The sequence below is a fragment of the Loktanella sp. R86503 genome (genome assembly GCF_042466455.1).
Lineage (GTDB): Bacteria > Pseudomonadota > Alphaproteobacteria > Rhodobacterales > Rhodobacteraceae > Loktanella.
In genome coordinates, this window is record NZ_JAXHCI010000001.1 from 178,597 (window position 1) to 197,500 (window position 18,904).

Annotated in this window: 15 protein-coding genes, 1 tRNA gene, 2 rRNA genes and 1 pseudogene (1 of these 19 cut by a window edge); 14 read left to right on the plus strand and 5 right to left on the minus strand. The window is 57.1% G+C overall.

The window, feature by feature from the left end; translation table 11 throughout:
• From ltnD to SJY10_RS00670, 4 genes are read left to right on the plus strand one after another with little or no spacing between them, the layout of a single operon-like run.
• Positions 1-918 carry an L-threonate dehydrogenase gene (ltnD, locus tag SJY10_RS00655; RefSeq protein ID WP_386679098.1) on the plus strand — a complete coding sequence of 306 codons (918 nt, stop codon included), beginning with the start codon at positions 1-3 and terminating at the stop codon, positions 916-918.
• Positions 915-2,186 carry a 3-oxo-tetronate kinase gene (gene otnK / locus SJY10_RS00660; RefSeq protein ID WP_386679099.1) on the plus strand — a complete coding sequence of 424 codons (1,272 nt, stop codon included), beginning with the start codon at positions 915-917 and terminating at the stop codon, positions 2,184-2,186. The genes ltnD and otnK overlap by 4 nt, the downstream gene beginning before the upstream one ends.
• A complete protein-coding gene (locus tag SJY10_RS00665) occupies positions 2,183-2,833 on the plus strand; it encodes an aldolase (RefSeq protein ID WP_386679100.1) in 651 nt (216 codons plus the stop codon). The genes otnK and SJY10_RS00665 overlap by 4 nt, the downstream gene beginning before the upstream one ends.
• Positions 2,830-3,588, plus strand: a complete 759-nt coding sequence (locus SJY10_RS00670) for a hydroxypyruvate isomerase family protein (RefSeq protein ID WP_386679101.1) — start codon at positions 2,830-2,832, stop codon at positions 3,586-3,588. Before SJY10_RS00665 ends, SJY10_RS00670 begins: the two co-directional genes overlap by 4 nt.
• Positions 3,589-3,888: 300 nt before the next feature.
• Here SJY10_RS00670 and rhaI read toward each other — a convergent pair whose 3' ends face one another.
• Together rhaI and SJY10_RS00680 are read right to left on the minus strand one after the other, a co-directional pair.
• Positions 3,889-5,163: an L-rhamnose catabolism isomerase gene (gene rhaI, locus SJY10_RS00675; protein ID WP_386679102.1), complete on the minus strand. Its 1,275-nt coding sequence runs from the start codon at positions 5,161-5,163 to the stop codon at positions 3,889-3,891.
• A 22-nt stretch (positions 5,164-5,185) separates the two neighbouring features.
• Positions 5,186-7,288 (minus strand): bifunctional rhamnulose-1-phosphate aldolase/short-chain dehydrogenase, encoded by a 2,103-nt coding sequence (locus tag SJY10_RS00680; protein ID WP_386679103.1) that lies wholly within the window; start codon positions 7,286-7,288, stop codon positions 5,186-5,188.
• 187 nt (positions 7,289-7,475) lie between these two features.
• Here SJY10_RS00680 and SJY10_RS00685 point away from each other — a divergent pair, with 187 nt between their 5' ends.
• The 10 genes and pseudogenes from SJY10_RS00685 (at position 7,476) to SJY10_RS00730 (ending at position 16,446) form a co-directional block, all read left to right on the plus strand.
• The gene (locus SJY10_RS00685; RefSeq protein WP_386679104.1) at positions 7,476-8,279 is read left to right on the plus strand and encodes a DeoR/GlpR family DNA-binding transcription regulator; all 804 of its coding nucleotides are present in this window, start codon (positions 7,476-7,478) and stop codon (positions 8,277-8,279) included.
• Positions 8,280-8,322: 43 nt separating this feature from the next.
• Complete coding sequence (gene rhaS, locus SJY10_RS00690) at positions 8,323-9,318, plus strand: rhamnose ABC transporter substrate-binding protein (protein WP_386679105.1); 996 nt, start codon at positions 8,323-8,325, stop codon at positions 9,316-9,318.
• Positions 9,319-9,377: 59 nt separating this feature from the next.
• Entirely contained in the window at positions 9,378-10,880 is a 1,503-nt protein-coding gene (locus SJY10_RS00695) for a sugar ABC transporter ATP-binding protein (RefSeq protein WP_386679106.1), read from the plus strand.
• Positions 10,880-11,863 carry an ABC transporter permease gene (locus SJY10_RS00700; RefSeq protein ID WP_386679107.1) on the plus strand — a complete coding sequence of 328 codons (984 nt, stop codon included), beginning with the start codon at positions 10,880-10,882 and terminating at the stop codon, positions 11,861-11,863. Before SJY10_RS00695 ends, SJY10_RS00700 begins: the two co-directional genes overlap by 1 nt.
• Positions 11,860-12,858, plus strand: a complete 999-nt coding sequence (locus SJY10_RS00705) for an ABC transporter permease (RefSeq protein ID WP_386679108.1) — start codon at positions 11,860-11,862, stop codon at positions 12,856-12,858. The genes SJY10_RS00700 and SJY10_RS00705 overlap by 4 nt, the downstream gene beginning before the upstream one ends.
• A complete protein-coding gene (gene rhaM, locus SJY10_RS00710) occupies positions 12,858-13,172 on the plus strand; it encodes an L-rhamnose mutarotase (RefSeq protein WP_386679109.1) in 315 nt (104 codons plus the stop codon). The genes SJY10_RS00705 and rhaM overlap by 1 nt, the downstream gene beginning before the upstream one ends.
• A complete protein-coding gene (locus SJY10_RS00715; protein WP_386679110.1) occupies positions 13,169-14,542 on the plus strand; it encodes an FGGY-family carbohydrate kinase in 1,374 nt (457 codons plus the stop codon). The genes rhaM and SJY10_RS00715 overlap by 4 nt, the downstream gene beginning before the upstream one ends.
• Before the next feature lie 145 nt (positions 14,543-14,687).
• The gene (locus SJY10_RS00720; protein WP_386679111.1) at positions 14,688-14,885 is read left to right on the plus strand and encodes a hypothetical protein; all 198 of its coding nucleotides are present in this window, start codon (positions 14,688-14,690) and stop codon (positions 14,883-14,885) included.
• A 186-nt stretch (positions 14,886-15,071) separates the two neighbouring features.
• Positions 15,072-16,179: pseudogene (locus tag SJY10_RS00725) on the plus strand (IS3 family transposase); the annotation flags it as partial.
• A 78-nt stretch (positions 16,180-16,257) separates the two neighbouring features.
• Entirely contained in the window at positions 16,258-16,446 is a 189-nt protein-coding gene (locus tag SJY10_RS00730) for a hypothetical protein (protein ID WP_386679112.1), read from the plus strand.
• Between the two features lie 109 nt (positions 16,447-16,555).
• On the opposite strand, the gene SJY10_RS00735 is transcribed toward SJY10_RS00730, so the two are convergent.
• The 3 genes from SJY10_RS00735 to SJY10_RS00745 all read right to left on the minus strand — a co-directional run.
• Positions 16,556-16,632, minus strand: a tRNA-Met gene (locus SJY10_RS00735).
• 78 nt (positions 16,633-16,710) lie between these two features.
• Positions 16,711-16,825 (minus strand): 5S ribosomal RNA (gene rrf, locus SJY10_RS00740).
• Positions 16,826-16,978: 153 nt separating this feature from the next.
• Positions 16,979-18,904, minus strand: a 23S ribosomal RNA gene (locus tag SJY10_RS00745); it runs 978 nt beyond the window's last position.

Sequence of the window (18,904 nt, forward strand, 5' to 3'; positions counted from 1 at the left end):
ATGACCATCAACTCCAAGAATTCTAAAAATGTTGCGATCATCGGCCTTGGTTCGATGGGCTATGGTATAGCCACTTCGGCACTGCGTGGCGGACACAAGGTCTGGGGCGTTGACATCAACCCGGACCAGGTCGCCAAGTTCCAGGCCAAAGGGGGGCAAGATGCTCCTCTTTCTACGGTCGCCGAAACACTGGACGCCATTGCGGTGGTGGTATTGAATGCCGCCCAAACCGAAGGCGTTCTGTTCGGAGAGGACGGCATCGTTGCGAAACTGAAACCCGGCACCGTTGTATTGGCCTGCGCGACCGTCCCTCCGGCCTTCGCAAAAGACATGGCTGCAAGGTGCGATGAATACGGCGTTCACTATCTTGATGCGCCGATTTCCGGGGGGTCGATCAAAGCCGCCAGCGGTCAACTTTCGATCATGGCGTCCGGCACCGCGCAAGCATTCTCTGCCGCGCGCCCACTGCTGGACAGTATCGCCGAAACGGTTTTCGAACTTGGTGACGAAGTCGGGGCTGGCAGCGCGATGAAGGCGGTGAACCAGCTTTTGGCTGGCGTCCATATCGCCACCATGGCCGAGGCGCTGACCTTTGGAATGACCCAAGGCGTGGCTCCTGAGAAGTTTGTTGAAGTTATCAGTAAATGCGCCGGAACCAGCTGGATGCTGGAGAACCGCGCGCCCCATATCGTAGCGGGGGACTACACGCCGCACAGTTCGATCAACATCTGGCCCAAAGACCTTGGCATCGTACTCGATATCGCAAAATCAGCACAGTTTAGCGCACCCATTACTGCGGTAGCGCTACAACAATTTATTGCAGCTGCCGGGATGGGACATGGTCAAGAAGACGACGCAGCCGTCGCCAAGGTATATGCCCGCAACGCTGGATTGACCCTGCCGGGAGAGGACGCATGACAACCGTCCTTGGCTGCATTGCTGATGACTTTACAGGCGCAACCGATCTTGCGGGTTTGCTCGCACGAAGTGGCGTACGCGTCTCCCTGCGCATCGGCGTTCCCGACACCCCGCCTTCTGAAACTGCCGCTTTCGAAGTCATCGCACTAAAGTCTCGTACCGCACCAGTTGAGGAGGCGATCACCGAGACCCGAACCGCGTTGAAGTGGTTGCAGGCAGCTGGGGCGCAAAGGTTCTTCTGGAAATACTGCTCCACTTTTGACTCGACGGCGGAAGGCAATATTGGCCCCGTCGCCGAGGCGCTGATGGCCGACCTTGGCACTGACCAGACGATCTATTGCCCGGCTTTCCCCGAAAACGGGCGCGCCATCTTTATGGGTAACCTTTTTGTCGGACAGCAGCCTTTGGCAGAAAGCCCCATGAGGGACCACCCGCTAACCCCGATGCGTGACAGCAACTTGATGCGGCTTCTGCAAACGCAGGTCAGTCGCCCGGTCGGTCTGGCCGATAGGTTGACCGTGGCGCAAGGATCCGACGCCCTTCGAAATGAACTCGCGCAGCTGAAAGCCAATGGCGTGGCGCATGTGGTCGTCGATGCCGTTGCCAATTCAGATCTGGAGATTATTGCCGAAGCCTGCCGTAATATGCCTCTCATGACGGGCGGAAGTGCCGTAGCAATGCCTCTTCCCGCCCTCTATTTGGCGGATGGCACTTTGTCGGCAGACGCCCCTAAGGCAAAAGCGCCGCAGCTTGGGGTGGCAACGATTGTGCTGTCTGGCAGCTGCTCCGCCATGACGAACAAACAGGTGGCCGACTACACAAGCCGCGGCATTCCGGCGTTCCAGTTGGATCCGCAGGCATTGGCCGAGAACGGCCCGCAAAAAGCGCTTGATTGGTTGTCCAGGCAAGATCTCGACAAAGCTCCGATCATCTATGCAACGGCCAGCCCGCAAAGCGTTCGCGCAGCGCAAGAAAAACTGGGTGTGGCCGGTGCCGGAGAGATTGTAGAGGCTACCCTTTCAGCCTGTGCTGTAGCGGCACGGGACAAAGGGGCGCGCCGGGTCATCGTCGCGGGCGGCGAGACGTCGGGGGCTGTTACCAAAGCACTTGGGGTAACCCAGCTTGATATTGGGGCAGAAATTGCACCGGGTGTCCCTTGGACCTATTGCCAGTCGGGCGGGCATCAGATTGCTTTGACACTTAAATCCGGCAATTTCGGGACAGAAACCTTCTTTACCGATGCCCAAGAAAAGCTCGGCGCAGTATGACAAGCGAAGCAAAACTGCGCGAGCAAATCTGTCTGCTGGCCAAGTCTATATTTGATCGCGGACTGACCGGTGGCAGCACCGGCAACATCTCTGCCCGGACCGATGATGGCGGGCTGTTGGTGTCCCCTACGGGGACAAGTTTTGGCAGGCTTGATCCGAGCAGGCTCAGCCGCTTTGATGCATCCGGCAGACATATCGACGGCGACAAGCCGACGAAGGAAATGCCGCTCCATACGGCATTTTATGACACACGCAGCACGGCAGGCGCGGTGGTGCATCTGCATTCCTGCCACTCGGTCGCGCTGTCGCTGATGCCGGACGCGGATGAAGATAATTTCTTGCCACCGCTGACGCCTTACGGAATCATGAAGCTGGGGAAGGTCAAGCTGCTGCCGTTCTTTTTGCCCGGGGATCCGGCAATGGGAGAGGCTGTGCGCGGGCTTGCCGGCAAGCGCAGTGCGGTCATGCTGGCCAATCACGGGCCGGTTGTTGCCGGCAAGGATATCGAAGCCGCATGCAATGCCATCGAAGAGCTCGAAGACACCGCGCGGCTGGCCATGCTTACGCGTGGCATGAACCCACGGATGCTGACAGAGGCACAGCAGCAGGCCTTGATCACAAAATTTAATGTGGAGTGGGACGTATGAGATTTTCTGCGAACTTGGGGTTTCTTTGGGCGGACCGACCCTTGCCCGAGGCGATCCATGCGGCCAAGGCAGCAGGGTTTAGCGCTGTGGAATGCCATTGGCCCTATGACGTGCCCACCGAGGCTGTAACAGCGGCCTTGCAGAAAACCGGCCTGCGCATGTTGGGGCTCAACACTCGGCGGGGGGATGTAGCGGCCGGCGAGAATGGATTGTCCGCGTTGCCCGGGCGCGACAAAGACGCGCGCGCCGCCATTGATGAGGCGATTGCCTATGCAGTCGCGATCAACACGCCCAACATTCACGTCATGGCCGGGTTTGCGGAGGGCCGAGATGCCCATAAGACCTTCGTTGAAAACTTGCGCTATGCCTGCGAAAAGGCGGCCCCCCACGGGATCACGATCCTGATCGAGCCGCTGAATAAATATGACGCACCGGGCTATTTCTTGATTACAACCGATCACGCGCTGGCCGTGATCGCCGACGTCGGGTTCACGAACCTGAAACTGATGTTTGATTGCTACCACGTGCAGCTGATGGAAGGGGACCTGACCCACCGGATCGAAACGCTCCTGCCTTCTATCGGTCACATCCAATTTGCCTCTGTCCCCGACCGGGGGGCCCCGGACCAAGGCGAGGTCAACTATGCCCACATCTTCAGCACCATCACGCGGCTGGGATATGACGCACCCCTGGGGGCCGAATACAAGCCCGGCGGTGACACGGATGCGACGCTGAGCTGGATAAACGACGCCTGACACTTGGGCGTCTGTGTCGCCCCATCTATGGTAAGGCCTGTGCCATAAGCGCTGATCAAATTACCCTTCACGCGCTTTTGCTCTCCAAGCGAAGTCAGCGCAAACTCGGCAAGGATCTAATTTTTCTTTTAGAAGTCATCGTAATCTCTTGCCAAATCATCTCTTGCCAATATGCGCGGTGAAGCGTTCCATGGCAGATTTGGCGCTATGGTAACCTTGCAAAACACCAGCCTAAAACAAACTTAGGCTGGTGGTCTTAAGCATATCTTCGTAGCCGATTAACGCTTACCTTAACCAGCGCTATACGATCCCGCTACTTCCTGGTGCAACAGCAGGACGTTCAGAAGCAATTTTTGCCCGATAGCCAGCAGCGCGGTAAGCTGTGATTGGATCAATGGCGCAACCTTTTTCAAAACGGGCCATAGCAAGAATTGGCTCTACATCTGTACGGAATGCAGTCTTGAGTGCCGCCTGCGCAGCCAGAGCGTCATTTGCGTTCTGTGCGCCCTCTAGTTCTGTGCGATTAACCAATAAAGCCTGCACGTAAGCACGCTGCACTTCCATCGCGGATGACATTAGGCTTTCGATCGGGTCAGTGACGTTGTGGCTTTGGTCCAGCATATGCATCGGATCGAACCCCGCGACACCCTCTGCAGCAACTAATTCGTTGAACACTAAAAACAGCCTGTACGGATCAATGCTGCCCGTATCTAGATCGTCGTCACCGTATTTGCTATCATTGAAATGAAAGCCGCCAAGCTTTTGCGCATGAACAAGCCGCGCGACGATCATCTCGATGTTCACGTTGGGCGCGTGATGGCCGAGGTCCACCAGACAGAAGGCCTGATTACCAAGATGCTGCGCGATCATCAGGTTTGTGCCCCAGTCCTGCACGACGGTCGAATAGAACGCAGGCTCGTACATCTTGTGTTCGGTAAATAAGCGCCAGTCGGCAGGCAATCCAGCATAGACCTGCGCCGCCGCATCCAAATAGCGTTCGAACTGCCGAGAGAAATTTACCTGGCCCGGAAAGTTTGATCCGTCGCCAACCCAAATCGTTAGCGCCTTGGACCCAATCTTGTCCCCAAGGGCGATGCATTCAAGGTTGTGCTCCACCGCCTGCGCACGGGTTGCGGCATCAGTGTGCGACAGGGACCCGAACTTGTAGCTATGCGCCTGCCCGGCCTGATCCTGAAAGGTGTTAGAATTCATCGCATCAAAACTTAGCCCGACTTCTTGGGCCTTGCTAAGCAGGTCAGCGGGATCGGCCTTGTCCCAAGGCACGTGCAGGGACACGGACGGCGTTGCACCCGTCAGGCGGTGAATGACGCCGCAATCGTCCAGTTTGTCAAAGATGCCGCGCGGCTCTCCTGCGCCGGGAAAGCGGGCAAAGCGTGTGCCGCCGGTGCCGACGCCCCAGCTCGGCACCGCAACCCCGTAGCCCGCAACCTTTTGCATGATTGCATCAATGCTGATGCCGCGGCGGTCGAGGCGCGCGCCGAGGCTTTCGTAATCGGTGTGCAGATCCGTTCTGACGTCATCGTTGGATGCATCAATGATATCTTGATCGATCATGGTGGTCTCCTCCCCTCCTCGCTTAACGCGTGAACGCCTGAACGTTGCCCGCATCGACGTTGATGATATTTCCCGTCGATTTCGCTGACAGATCAGAGGCAAGGAAATACGCGGCCTCGGCAATATCCTCTGGCAGCACATTGCGCTTTAGCATGGACCGCTGGCGATACATTTCCTCTAGGCCGTCTTTGTCTTTGCCATAGGTGCTAGCGCGCTGATCAAGCCAGTCGCCGGACCAAATTTTGGACCCGCGCAGCACAGCGTCGGGGTTGACCACGTTCACACGGATGCCAGCCTCCGCACCTTCCAAAGCCAGGCAGCGGGCCAGGTGGATTTCCGACGCCTTGGCCGTGCAATAAGCCGACGCATTGGGAGAGGCCGCAAGACCGTTCTTGGATGCGACGAAAACGACGGCACCACCGATATCCTGCGTGCGCATCACCTTGAACGCTTCGCGGCTGACAAGGAAATAGCCGGTCGACAGGATCGCCATGTTGCGGTTCCACATCTCAAGCGAGGTGTCCTCGACCGGGGCAGAGGATGCAATGCCGGCGTTCGAGACCAGGATATCGACGCCGCCAAACGCGACAGCAATATCCGTATAGGATTGCGTAACGGCGGCTTCGTCCGTGACGTTCATCAGCGTGCTACGCACAACGTCGGGGCCAAAACTAGCGGACAGACCCGCGACGGTTTCGACCAATGCCGCCTCGTCGATATCGGCCAGCATGACGCAGGCCCCTTCGCGCAGGTAGCGTTCAGCCGTGGCAGAACCAATGCCGCCAGCACCGCCCGTTACAAGAGCGACGCGCCCTGCCAGCGCTTTTGGCTTAGGCATGCGCTGCAGCTTTGCCTCTTCCAAAAGCCAGTATTCGATATCGAATGCTTCCTGCTCTGGCAGACCTTGGTAAGTGCTGACTGTACTTGCGCCGCGCATGACGTTAATTGCGTTGATGTAGAACTCTGCCGAAATACGCGCCGTGGCTTTGTCCTTGGCAAAGGTGATCATGCCGACGCCGGGCACCAGATAGACGACAGCGTTGGGATCACGAAGAGCCGGGCTGTCTGCATGTTTGCAACGATCGTAATAGGCTTTGTAGTCCTCGCGATACGCTGCAACAGCATCCGGCAGGCCGGCAAGGGTCGCATCGACGTCAGGCTTTGCCGGATCAAAGTCAACGACCAACGGCCGGATTTTGGTCCGCAGGAAATGGTCCGGGCAGGACGTGCCAAGCGCGGCAAGCGGCTCCATGTCCTTTGCATTCACAAATCCCAGCACCGCGTCGCTGTCATCGAAATGACCAACCATATGCTGCTGACCCGACACCATGCCGCGGATGGCGGGCATCAAGCGGGCGGCGACGTTGCGGCGGTCATCGACTGGCAATGCTGTATGCTTTTCACCGCCAAAAGCTGGCTTGCCAGCGGTTTGTGCGCCGAACCAGTCCATTGCTTTTTGGATAATCTCTAGCGTCAGGGCATAGCAAGCCTTGGCATCGTCGTCCCATGTGAACAGCCCGTGGCTTTCCAGCACGACACCCTTGGCATCAGGGTTCTTTTCGCAAAAGTCACCCAGCCACAGACCAAGCTCGAACCCGGGCTTTTTCCAAGGCAGCCAACCAATGTCGTCGCCAAAAATTTCCTGCGTCAGCTCCTTTGAATTGACGCTGGCGGCAATCGCGATGATCGCGTCGGGGTGCATGTGATCGACATGCTTGCGCGGCACATAGGCGTGCAAGGGCGTGTCGATGGACGCTGCACGAGTATTAAGATTGAACGTTGCGTGCGGCAGATAGCCGACCATTTCGTCCTCATGCTCCAACCCGCGATACAGACCCTTCAATGCGCGCAGCTTGTCCATGTACAGCGTAGCGAAGCCGTCCATCTTGATCGAACCGACGTCGCCGCCAGAGCCTTTGACCCAAAGCACCTCGACCTGATCGCCCGTCAATGGGTCGGCCTGCATCACTTTACATGACGTGTTACCGCCGCCGTAGTTCGTGATTCGCTTATCGGAGCCTAAAAGGTTCGACCGATACAGCAGAAGTTCCGGCTGGGTCATCCCAGCGGCCGTGTCGTCATCCCATTTATTTTTAAGGCGCGGTTGCGCATTTGCGTCGGTCATTCCGGTATCCCCCCTTGGGCAATGCCCACTATGATTGCCTGCAAAACTGCGGCAGGCGCATGGGCTTGTCAATCATAACTAGTCATCTTCAATCATGCTGCGTTGCAGAATGATTGTTTTTGAAAATTAATGATTGACGAATACTGATTTGATCCGCAGTCTGATCGCTAATTCGGGGGGAATCTCAATGCACGAAAAAGAACGTCATCGCATCATCCTGTCGTCCGTTCAGGACCGGCCTGTGATGACTGTCGTTGATCTGTGCAGCCTGACTGGCGCATCAGAAGCGACAGTGCGTCGTGATATCGCCACCCTGCACATGCAAAAGAAGCTGCGCAGGGTCCGCGGCGGAGCAGAGGCGATGACCCCGCAAACCTTTACTGGTCTGGCCGGGCGTCCGTTTGCACTGAACGAGACGATTAACATTGCAGCAAAGCAGGCGATTGCCCGCGCGGCCGTCGACCTGTGCGACGACGGTGAACCGATTATCATCAACGGCGGCACTACCACGTTTCAGATGGTGCATCCGCTGGCGTCTAAGCGGATGCAGGTCTTTACCAACAGCTTTCCGATCGCCGAACACCTACTCAAGCATTCACGCAATACGATCATGTTGTCCGGCGGTGCCATTTACCGGGAGCAGAACATCATCCTGTCGCCCTTCGACAACGACGTGACGCGCAATTTTTACGCGCGCCGCATGTTCATGAGCGCGCAGGGGCTGGGTCCGCTTGGTCTAATGGAGGCGGACCCCCTGCTGATCCAGGCCGAGCAAAAATTGATCGGCCAGGCGGACGAGCTGATTGTACTTGTCGACAGTTCCAAGTTTGCGAACCGGTCCAGCCTGCTGCTTTGCCCGCTTAACCGCATCGACACGGTCATTACCGACGACCGCATCACCGACCGTGACGCCGCAATGTTGGAGGCAGCGGACGTCACGTTAATCGTCACGACACCGGGAGCTGCAAGCGCGCAGGCCACGGCCACCTGAACCCGGGGCACTGCCCCACCATACTTATCTGGGAGGATACAACATGGGTGTTTTAACGAAACTAATTGGCGGGGCCGCGATGGCCGCAACCATGATCGCCAGCCCGGCGATGGCACAGGACGACGTGCGTATCGCGCTGGTCGTCAAGGCGCTTGGCATTGGATTTTTTGAAGCAGCCGCAAAGGGTGCTGAAGAAGCCGCAGCGGAGTTGGGCAACGTAGAAATTATCTACACTGGTCCCACCGACACCACCGCAGAAGGCCAGATTGAAGTCATCAATAGCCTGATCGCGCAACAGGTCGATGCAATCGCGATCTCTTCCAACGACACGGATGCCCTTGTGCCAGCGTTGAAAAAAGCAATGGACCGCGGCATCACAGTGCTTAGCTGGGACTCCGGCGTTGCAGAAGAAGGTCGTCAGTTACACCTGAACCCGTCATCGAACCCGCTGATCGGCAACATGATTGTCAAGCTGGCCGCGGACCACTTGCCAGATGGCGGCGACGTGGCTGTTCTTTCGGCCACGACAACTTCGACCAACCAGAACATCTGGATCGAAGAAATGACAAAGGTGCTGCCCAACTATCCCGGCATCAATGTTGTGGGCACTGTATACGGTGACGATCTGGCGGACAAATCCTACCGCGAGGCGACCGGCCTGATGCAAACCTACCCCGACCTGAAGGCAATTATCGCGCCAACATCCGTTGGCATCGTGGCCGCAGCGCAGGCCGTTGTTGACGCCGGCAAGGTTGGCGAGGTCAATGTGACTGGTTTGGGCCTGCCGTCTGAAATGGCTGGTGCCATTGAATCGGGTGCGTCCAAATCCTTTGCGATCTGGAACCCTATTGATCTTGGTTACTCTGCTACCATGCTGGCCTACGAGCTGAGCCAGAACGGCGCTGTTGCTGAACCCGGCGCAGAAATTCCGATGGGCCGTATGGGCACGCTGACGCTGGACGACACGAACGCGGGCGCGATGGCCGACCCGTTTGTTTATGACGCGTCCAACATCGAAGAGTTCAAGTCGATTTTTTAATCGCAGGGGGTCCCGGTGCTTGTCGCCGGGGCCCACACCTTTACTCGAAAGCCCCCATTATGTCCGATATTCCTGTTGTTGCCCTTGATGGCATTGTTAAGACGTTCCCTGGTGTCACCGCGCTGGATCAGGTGAAACTGTCGCTTTATCCCGGCCAGGTTACGGCGTTGATCGGAGAAAACGGCGCAGGCAAATCTACGGTCGTCAAAACCTTGACGGGGATCTATCGGCCTGACGGCGGGCAAATCCTTGTGGATGGCAAGCCTGTGAGATTTGCCACCCCCCATGACGCATCCCGCCATGGGATCACGGCTATTCATCAAGAAACCGTCCTGTTCGACGAATTGTCCGTGGCCGAAAACATCTTTATCGGTCATGCGCCCCGCGGCCGCTTTGGCCTGATTGACACCGCCCGCATGACACAGGACGCCCGCGCACTGCTAGACAGCATTGGTGCGCCGCTGGACCCAGATGCAAAGCTGCGCGATCTTGGTATCGCGTCAAAACACCTTGTCGCTATCGCCCGCGCCCTGTCGATTGATGCCCGCGTCGTAATTATGGACGAGCCTACGGCCGCATTGTCTCAAAAAGAAATTGAAGAGCTTTATAAGCTGGTCGAGCACCTGAAGTCGCAAGGCAAGGCAATCCTATTTATCAGCCACAAGTTCGACGAAATCTTTCGCATAGCTGACCGATACACCGTATTTCGTGACGGCCAGTTCGTCGGTGACGGCCTTATGGCGGGTGTAGGTCAGGACGATCTGGTGCAAATGATGGTCGGACGCAGCGTCGACCAGATCTTTCCCCAGCGCGTTCACGCCCCGGGAGAGGTGGTCTTGCAGGTCACGGGCTATGCCCATCCTACCGAATTCGACGACATCAACTTTAAGCTGCACAAGGGTGAAATCCTTGGTTTTTATGGCTTGGTCGGCGCTGGCCGGTCAGAGTTCATGCAATCGCTGATCGGGATCACCACACCCTCCAAGGGTGTTTGCCGCATCGGCGACAAGATTACGGTAATCCGCTCGCCCGCCGACGCCGTCAATGCCGGCATCGTCTATGTGCCTGAAGACCGCGGCAAACAGGGTGCGATCACTGATATGCCTATTTTTCAGAATGTCACCCTGCCCTCGCTTGGCAAGACGTCTCGCCACGGCTTTATCCGATTGGCAGAGGAATTCGACCTCGCCCGCGAATATACCCAGCGGCTGGACCTACGCGCCGCGTCGCTGGATCAGGACGTTGGCAAATTGTCCGGCGGTAACCAGCAAAAGGTCGTCATCGCCAAATGGCTGGCCACCGAGCCCCGCGTCATCATCCTAGACGAGCCGACAAAGGGCATCGACATCGGCTCCAAGGCCGCTGTCCACAGTTTCATGGCAGAGCTGGCCGCCATGGGCCTGTCGGTCATCATGGTCAGTTCCGAAATACCAGAGGTAATGGGCATGTCGGACCGCGTCATCGTCATGAGAGAAGGTCGCATGGTCGCTGAACTGACAGGAGACAAGCTGACGCCCGATAACCTAGTGCGACATGCCGCCGGCATCGGGATGGCTGCGTAATGCTGCGCCGTTTTGCCCTGACCCGAGAGGCCGCGCTGCTCGCCGCCTTGGTCGCTCTTTGCCTGCTGATTGCCACGCGGTTTTCCGGCTTTATCGCCCCGGCCAATTTGGGACGCGTGTTTAATGACAGCGCACCGCTGATCATCCTGACATTGGGCCAGATGATTGTGATTGTGACGCGCTGTATCGATCTGTCCGTCGCGGCCAATCTAGCGTTGTGCGGGATGGTCGCCGCCTTGCTCAACGTCGCGTTTCCGGGTCTGCCGGTCATTGTGATTATCACCGCTGTCGTTCTGCTGGGCGGTTTACTGGGGGCGTTTAACGGTATTTTGGTCTGGAAGGTAGGCATACCGCCGATTGTTGTGACCCTAGGCACTCTGACCATCTATCGCGGCATCATCTTTCTGATCTCTGACGGGGCATGGGTGAACAGCCATGAAATGTCCGCCCCGTTTAAGGCCCTGCCCCGCGCCGTCTTTCTTGGGCTGCCGGTGTTGTCCTGGTGCGCCATATTGTGCGTCGCAGGCTTTGTGCTGATGATTGCCCGCACGCCGCTGGGACGGTCGTTCTTTGCCGTAGGCGGAAATCCACATGCGGCCGTCTATACCGGTATTAATGTGGGCCGCACGCAATTCATGGCCTTCACCATCGCAGGGGCTTTATCCGGCCTGACCGGATATTTGTGGGTATCGCGCTATGCCGTCGCCTATGTCGATATCGCCGGCGGGTTCGAGCTGGACGTGATCGCCGCCTGCGTTATCGGTGGCATCTCTATCGCTGGCGGCATTGGCAGCGTGTTTGGCGCGGTCTTGGGCGCGCTTTTCCTTGGCGTGATCAAGAACGCACTGCCGGTGGTCGACATCTCTCCATTCTGGCAAATGGCAATTTCCGGCGCGGCGATCATTATCGCGGTTATCCTGAATTCACGTAGCAACCGGCCTAAAGGCCGCCTGATCCTACGCACAACGGGGCCAAAGACATGAGCGACGCAACACAACAAACCGGCCGTAGCTTGCCGAACCGTCTGACGACACGCAGCCACCGCATCATCTATAGCTGGGAGGCGCTTCTGGTTGTGGTGGCCATCGCGATTATCATCGCAAATGCCATTGCATCGCCTTACTTTTTAAATGCGTGGAACCTGTCGGACGCCACCTTCAACTTTACCGAAAAGGCGATGATCGCCTTTGCAATGGCCCTGCTGATCATCGCAGGAGAAATTGATTTGTCTGTCGCAGCAATTATCGCCCTGGCCTCGACCGCGATGGGGTATGCGGCGCAACATGGCGTCGACACCACGGGACTGGTGATGATCGGTCTTGGCACCGGCGTGCTGTGCGGGGTCTTTAACGGAGCGTTGGTGACCAAACTTGCCTTGCCGTCCATCGTTGTGACCATCGGTACCATGAGCCTGTTTCGCGGCATCAGCTTTATCGTTCTGGGTGATGGTGCCTATCGCGGCTACCCCGAAAGCTTTGCGTGGTTCGGTCAGGGCTATATCTGGTGGGTCTTCACGGTCGAGATGTTGATCTTTGCCCTGCTGGCCGTCGGATTTGGCATCTTGCTGCACCGGACAAACTTCGGCCGCGCGGTCTATGCCATTGGCAACAATCCTACTGCCTCTTTGTTCAGCGGCATTCGCGTGCCGCGAGTCAAGTTTATCCTTTTTGTGCTGACAGGCCTGATGTCTGGCCTTGCGGCTGTCTGCCTGACCTCGCGCCTTGGCTCTACCCGCCCCAGCATCGGCGTGGGGCTAGAGCTGGAGGTCGTGACCATGGTCGTGCTTGGCGGAATCAATATCCTTGGCGGATCCGGCACAATTCCCGGCGTCGTCATCGCGGCCTTTATCATGGGGCTTGTGACCTTCGGGCTCGGCCTGCTGAATGTACCCGGAATCGTCATGTCGATCTTTATCGGTGCCCTGCTGATCGGTGTCATCGCCCTGCCCCGTCTGTTTAACATGGCGCGGGGGCGGTGATGGAAAAGCACGCGTTTACTATGCAGCTGCGGCCCGGCCAGCAGGCCGAATACAAACGCCGCCATGATGAAATCTGGCCCGCCTTGGGGACATTGCTGCGTGATGCGGGTGTCAGCGACTATTCGATCCATCTGGACCCGGCGACGGACACGTTGTTCGCCGTACTGTGGCGGCGCAGCGATCATACGATGGATGCATTGCCGCAAACCCAGCTTATGCAGGAATGGTGGACCTATATGGCGGATCTGATGGAAACGAATGCGGATAATTCACCCGTCACCGTGCCGCTGACGCAGGTCTTTCACCTGCCATGACCCATGTCGCTGTCATCGACATCGGTAAAACCAATGCAAAGCTGGCGCTGATCGATCCCGCCACCGGGGCAGAGGTGGCAGTCGTGACGCGCCCCAATAGGGTACTGCGAGGTCCGCCCTATCCGCACTTCGACGTCGAAGGGCACTGGCGCTTTCTGACTAAGGCGTTGGGGCAGTTCCACCTCTCGCACGGGATCGGTGCGATTTCCGTGACCACCCACGGGGCCAGCGCCGCCCTGCTGGACGCCCAGGGCAATTTGGCAGCCCCCGTGCTTGACTATGAATACGGCGCGCCCGCGCATCTGCGCGGGCGATACGACCAGATCAGACCCGATTTTGCGCAGACGGGCTCTGCCCCGTTGGATGGCGGGCTGAACCTTGGGCTTCAGTTGTATTGGCAGTTTCAGCAGGACCCTAGCTTGCACGCCCGCACCCGCACGATCGTCACCTATCCCCAGTATTGGGGGTTTCGCCTGACTGGCGCAATGGCAACGGATGTTACGTCGCTGGGCTGTCATACGGACCTGTGGTGCCCCGACACGGGCCAGTTTTCCAGCCTCGTGGACAAGCTTGATATTCGCGACAAGATCGCACCGCCGCGCAAGTCGACGGATCGGCTAGGCACACTGACCAAAGAGGTCGCGGCACTGACCGGCCTGCCCGCCGAAACGCCCGTGACCTGCGGCATCCACGATTCCAATGCCTCGCTCTATCCGCATCTGATCGCCCGGACGGGCCCATTTGCCATTGTATCGACCGGGACATGGGTCATCGCCATGGCCATCGGCGGCGCGGCGGTTGCGCTGGACCCCGGCCGCGACACCCTGATCAACGTTGATGCGACGGGCAATCCAGTGCGGTCCGCCCGGTTCATGGGCGGGCGATCCTTTGATCTCTTGATGCCCGGCAAGTCCCCCGCACCTGACGAAGCGGCGCAACGACAGGTGCTGCAAGCGGGCACCATGCTGATGCCCGCAGTCGTTCAGGGCACCGGCCCCTTTCCAGATGCGGCACCCCATTGGCTGGGGGAGGAGCCATCAAGCGGTTCGTCGCAGCGCGCGGTTGCCGTGGGCTTCTATCTTGCGATGATGACGGCGACCTGCCTTGATCTGATTGGTGCGGGCGGTCCTGTCATTGTCGAAGGGGCGTTTACCAAAAACCAGCCCTTTCTGCGGATGCTCGCCGCCGCAACGGGCCGGCCGGTGCAGGCCACCGCTTCCAGCACCGGCACCAGTTTGGGCGCCGCGCTTTTGGCCGCGCCAGAAGGGCAGCATCCCCCTGCTCCAGCCCACATCGCGCCCATCACCGAAGATGGCAGCGACTGGCTGTCCTATGCTGCGCGCTGGCGCGCGGCAGCACAATCAGCCTAACAGACTAACGGTCGAAACCATCGCCATGCTACTAGATGCTAGACATCTTGCGGCACGGCGATGCGTTCAGCCATAAAACTAGTCCAGAATGGCATCAATCTCCGGCTGTTTCACCGGATCGACGATACAAGGTCGGCGCTTGCGCATGAGCGGTTGCGATGATGTCGCAGCGCTGCAGAACCTGCGGGTGCAGGTGATAGAACAGATCGCCATTACGTGCCCCCAGCCGGCCAATCGTCACGAATGTTCTGTCAAGGTGGTCGGGCGCAGCGGTATCATGTCCGGCACCCACGTGATCCCACACGGCGACGAAGCCTTTGGGTTGGCTGCAGAACGGCATTGAAGGGCATAATCAGGATGGGGATGATTCCCTGAAATTGGTATTGCGCAGTTCTATATCTTGGACGGATTCTCGGCGTGAAACGCAAAGGCATTTTAGATCGTAGTCTGCACAGGGGCATTAGATGGACATTGCAAATCTGCTCTACGGTCGTATTCGCTATTTTGGACCTGTCACGGTGTATTGCCGCTTGCTGATGATCCAGGTGTCGGAATGTCGACGCTGAATAAATAGATCACGGCGCACCGGGCGCAGATGTGGTCTCGAAAGAGGATTTAGGACTGACTCAAAAGAATGACCGGCTTGGTTGCGAGGTCTGCATCCTCAGGGGGGACCGGGACATCTCGAAAAAGCCACCCAGTCCTTCGCGAGTCTTAAATAATGAAATTTAGATTCATCGAAGAACACATAGATTGCCGTCCAGCGAACCGTTTGCGCAAAGTCGTAGGTGTCGGCTTGCGGGCCTTTCGCAGCCGCCCTGCCAGCCACAGACAGCGATCTGATATGGTGACGTTGGCGCACATCAAAGAGCAATCCCGTCTGAGCTATAGTAGACCACGGATGACCGAAGAGCTGAAAGAGATCGGCTTGAACATCGGTCACCGCGGTGTTGGCCGATTGATGCGTCAGAATGGCATATCAGTTATCAGGACACGCAAACGCAAGGTCACGACCATTGCCCGGCAGGCGATTGCACAGCAATCTGCCAAGAGGGGGACAGTGATCACAAGTGCAATATGGCACAAAACCTGTTGGATCGCGACTTCAACGCTGATGGCCCAAACCAAAATTGGATTGGTGACATCAGTTACATTTGGACGCTTGAGGGATGGTTTTATCTGGCGCTCGACCACTATCCTTGGACCAATGGCGGACAGGGTCTCGCTTCTCGATCTGCATTCAAGGCAGGCCATTCGTTAGGCCGTCAGTAACCGCATGAAGCGCGATCTGGCGATCAAAGCCTTGCTGATGCCAAGCATTCCGGTCACCGCCGAAAGACGGCATCCACCATACGGACCGAGGCAGCCGATTTCGTTCTCTTGTTTATCGGAAGATCCTACGCCAGCACGGCTTCAGAGTATCGATGAGCGGGAAGCGCAATCGTTACGACAACGCCGCCGTTGAAACGTTCTTTAAAACCATCAAGGCAGAGCTGATCTGGCGGGACAGCTGGAGCACCCGCAGACAGGCTGAGATGGCGGTCTTTAACTATATCAACGGGTACTATAATCCACGACGACGCCACTTAGCATTGGGCTGGAAAAGCCCTGTCGCCTTCGAACGCAAGGTGGCCTGAACGAGCACTTGGGGCGGCACAAAACGCGACAGGTCCACCCTCCACTTAGGGTCAGCCTAGTTCTCTGCGGTCGCAATCGTGATCTTGATGCTCATGGTTGCGCTCAACGTTAGCACTTGGCGCGAGGCAGATGATATCACCCGTTTCGCCATCAGCGAGGGATGCATGACCGCGCCCTACCTTACCGCACCTGTAATGATCGCAATGGCCGCAAGCATCGTCACGCTGACATGGATCAAAACCTTGGATAGGTCAAAGGCGCCCTGACCAGACGCTTACCGCAGCTTGGCGCGGCTGCGTTCTCTGAATGCAGGGGGTGTGCCAAACGCAAAATGCCTCTCGAAGGAGGCCATTTCGCGATCGAGTAAGATTTTCTTGGTTGCGGGAGTAGGATTTGAACCTACGACCTTCAGGTTATGAGCCTGACGAGCTACCGGGCTGCTCCATCCCGCGCCATTTTGGACGTTTTTTGTCCGTATGATGCATTATTTGTTTTTAGATCGTCGAGAGATAGGTGTCTGTGTTTATTAGGTGTGGCAATGACTTACTCTCCCACGTCTTAAGACGCAGTACCATCAGCGCAGTGGCACTTAACTGCCGAGTTCGGGATGGGATCGGGTGTTTTGCTCACGCTATGATCACCACACCAAAAAAACACAGACGGCGGGTTTTTTGTTTTCCCGCGTTTTCACATCAGCGGCCTGCGTATTTACGCGGACCGTTGTTCAAGTCAGCACAACTGATGTTGTGGTGTGTATGTATTTTGATTTGTTCTTTTGAAGTCTAGCTTCTACTGGATCAAATCAAGCCTATTGGACCATTAGTACCAGTCAACTGAACACATTGCTGCGCTTACATCTCTGGCCTATCGACGAGGTGGTCTACCTCGGTCCTCAGGGATACCTTGTTTTGAGGGGGGCTTCCCGCTTAGATGCCTTCAGCGGTTATCCTGTCCGATCATAGCTACCCTGCACTGCCGTTGGCACGACAACAGGTCCACCAGTGGATCGTTCACCCCGGTCCTCTCGTACTAGGGGCAACTCCTCTCAAGTATCCTACACCCACGGAAGATAGGGACCGAACTGTCTCACGACGTTCTAAACCCAGCTCACGTACCTCTTTAAACGGCGAACAGCCGTACCCTTGGGACCTGCTCCAGCCCCAGGATGAGATGAGCCGACATCGAGGTGCCAAACGGTGCCGTCGATATGGACTCTTGGGCACCATCAGCCTGTTATCCCCAGCGTACCTTTTATCCGTTGAGCGATGGCCCTTCCACGCGGGACCACCGGATCACTATGGCCGACTTTCGTCTCTGCTCGACTTGTCAGTCTTGCAGTCAGGCTGGCTTCTGCCATTGCACTCAACGAGCGATTTCCGACCGCTCTGAGCCAACCTTCGCGCGCCTCCGTTACAATTTGGGAGGCGACCGCCCCAGTCAAACTACCCACCATACAGGGTCCCGGATCCGGATAACGGACCGCGGTTAGACATCAAGCAGAGCAAGGGTGGTATCTCAAGGGAGGCTCCACCAGGACCAGAGTCCCGGCTTCAAAGCCTACCACCTATCCTGCGCATGCTGTACCTGATGCCAGTGTAAAGTTGTAGTAAAGGTGCATGGGGTCTTTCCGTCTAACCGCGGGTAGCCTGCATCTTGACAGGCAATTCAATTTCGCTGAGTCCACATTTGAGACAGCGGGGAAGTCGTTACGCCATTCGTGCAGGTCGGAACTTACCCGACAAGGAATTTCGCTACCTTAGGACCGTTATAGTTACGGCCGCCGTTTACCTGGGCTTCAATTCGGAGCTTGCACTCCTCCTTTTAACCTTCAGGCACCGGGCAGGCGTCAGACCCTATACGTCGTCTTACGACTTCGCAGAGCCCTGTGTTTTTAGTAAACAGTCGCCACCCCCTGGTTTGTGCCCCCGCCCAAAACTTGCGTTCTGAACGGGCCTCCTTCTCGCGAACTTACGGAGGTATTTTGCCGAGTTCCTTAAATGTGGTTCTCTCAAGCGCCTTGGTATTCTCTACCAGTCCACCTGTGTCGGTTTAGGGTACGATCTTAAAGGAGGGCTATTTCCAGGAACCTGTTGGCAGCCCATTCAATCCGATAAGGATGAACTACGTCTCAGATCCGTCACCACTCCACGGCCCAGGAATATTAACCTGGTTCCCATCGACTACGCCTTTCGGCCTCGCCTTAGGGGTCGGCTTACCCTGCTCAGATTAGCTTTAAGCAGGAACCCTTGGACTTTCGGCGAGGGAGTCTCTCACTCCCTTTGTCGCTACTCATGTCATCATTCTCACTAGTGATCTCTCCACCCCATCCCTCACAGGGGGGCTTCACAGAAAAGACTTCGTCTTTTCTGACCTCTCTTTATGCCCTACCGCCTTCGGCTACTTGAGGGCGAACCCTCTCATAATCGTCTGCGCCAGGATCAAGAGATCAGGATAAGACAAAGTCTTATGTCACACTACGCTCTGCTACCGCGTATATTGCTATACACCCTAGACTTCGGCTCATGGCTTGAGCCCCGTTACATCTTCGCCGCAGGACAACTTATTTAGACCAGTGAGCTGTTACGCTATCTTTAAAGGATGGCTGCTTCTAAGCCAACCTCCTGGTTGTTTTGGTCGTCCCACCTGCTTTCCCACTTAGCCATGAATTAGGGGCCTTAGTCGTAGGTCAGGGTTGTTTCCCTCTTCACACCGGACGTTAGCACC

Excerpts from the sequence above, each read along its gene's own strand:
- ltnD (WP_386679098.1), top strand. The coding sequence starts at position 1 with ATGACCATCAACTCCAAGAATTCTAAAAATGTTGCGATCATCGGCCTT.
- otnK (WP_386679099.1), top strand. The coding sequence starts at position 915 with ATGACAACCGTCCTTGGCTGCATTGCTGATGACTTTACAGGCGCAACC.
- SJY10_RS00665 (WP_386679100.1), top strand. The coding sequence starts at position 2,183 with ATGACAAGCGAAGCAAAACTGCGCGAGCAAATCTGTCTGCTGGCCAAG.
- SJY10_RS00670 (WP_386679101.1), top strand. The coding sequence starts at position 2,830 with ATGAGATTTTCTGCGAACTTGGGGTTTCTTTGGGCGGACCGACCCTTG.
- rhaI (WP_386679102.1), bottom strand. The coding sequence starts at position 5,163 with ATGATCGATCAAGATATCATTGATGCATCCAACGATGACGTCAGAACG.
- SJY10_RS00680 (WP_386679103.1), bottom strand. The coding sequence starts at position 7,288 with ATGACCGACGCAAATGCGCAACCGCGCCTTAAAAATAAATGGGATGAC.
- SJY10_RS00685 (WP_386679104.1), top strand. The coding sequence starts at position 7,476 with ATGCACGAAAAAGAACGTCATCGCATCATCCTGTCGTCCGTTCAGGAC.
- rhaS (WP_386679105.1), top strand. The coding sequence starts at position 8,323 with ATGGGTGTTTTAACGAAACTAATTGGCGGGGCCGCGATGGCCGCAACC.
- SJY10_RS00695 (WP_386679106.1), top strand. The coding sequence starts at position 9,378 with ATGTCCGATATTCCTGTTGTTGCCCTTGATGGCATTGTTAAGACGTTC.
- SJY10_RS00700 (WP_386679107.1), top strand. The coding sequence starts at position 10,880 with ATGCTGCGCCGTTTTGCCCTGACCCGAGAGGCCGCGCTGCTCGCCGCC.
- SJY10_RS00705 (WP_386679108.1), top strand. The coding sequence starts at position 11,860 with ATGAGCGACGCAACACAACAAACCGGCCGTAGCTTGCCGAACCGTCTG.
- rhaM (WP_386679109.1), top strand. The coding sequence starts at position 12,858 with ATGGAAAAGCACGCGTTTACTATGCAGCTGCGGCCCGGCCAGCAGGCC.
- SJY10_RS00715 (WP_386679110.1), top strand. The coding sequence starts at position 13,169 with ATGACCCATGTCGCTGTCATCGACATCGGTAAAACCAATGCAAAGCTG.
- SJY10_RS00720 (WP_386679111.1), top strand. The coding sequence starts at position 14,688 with ATGAGCGGTTGCGATGATGTCGCAGCGCTGCAGAACCTGCGGGTGCAG.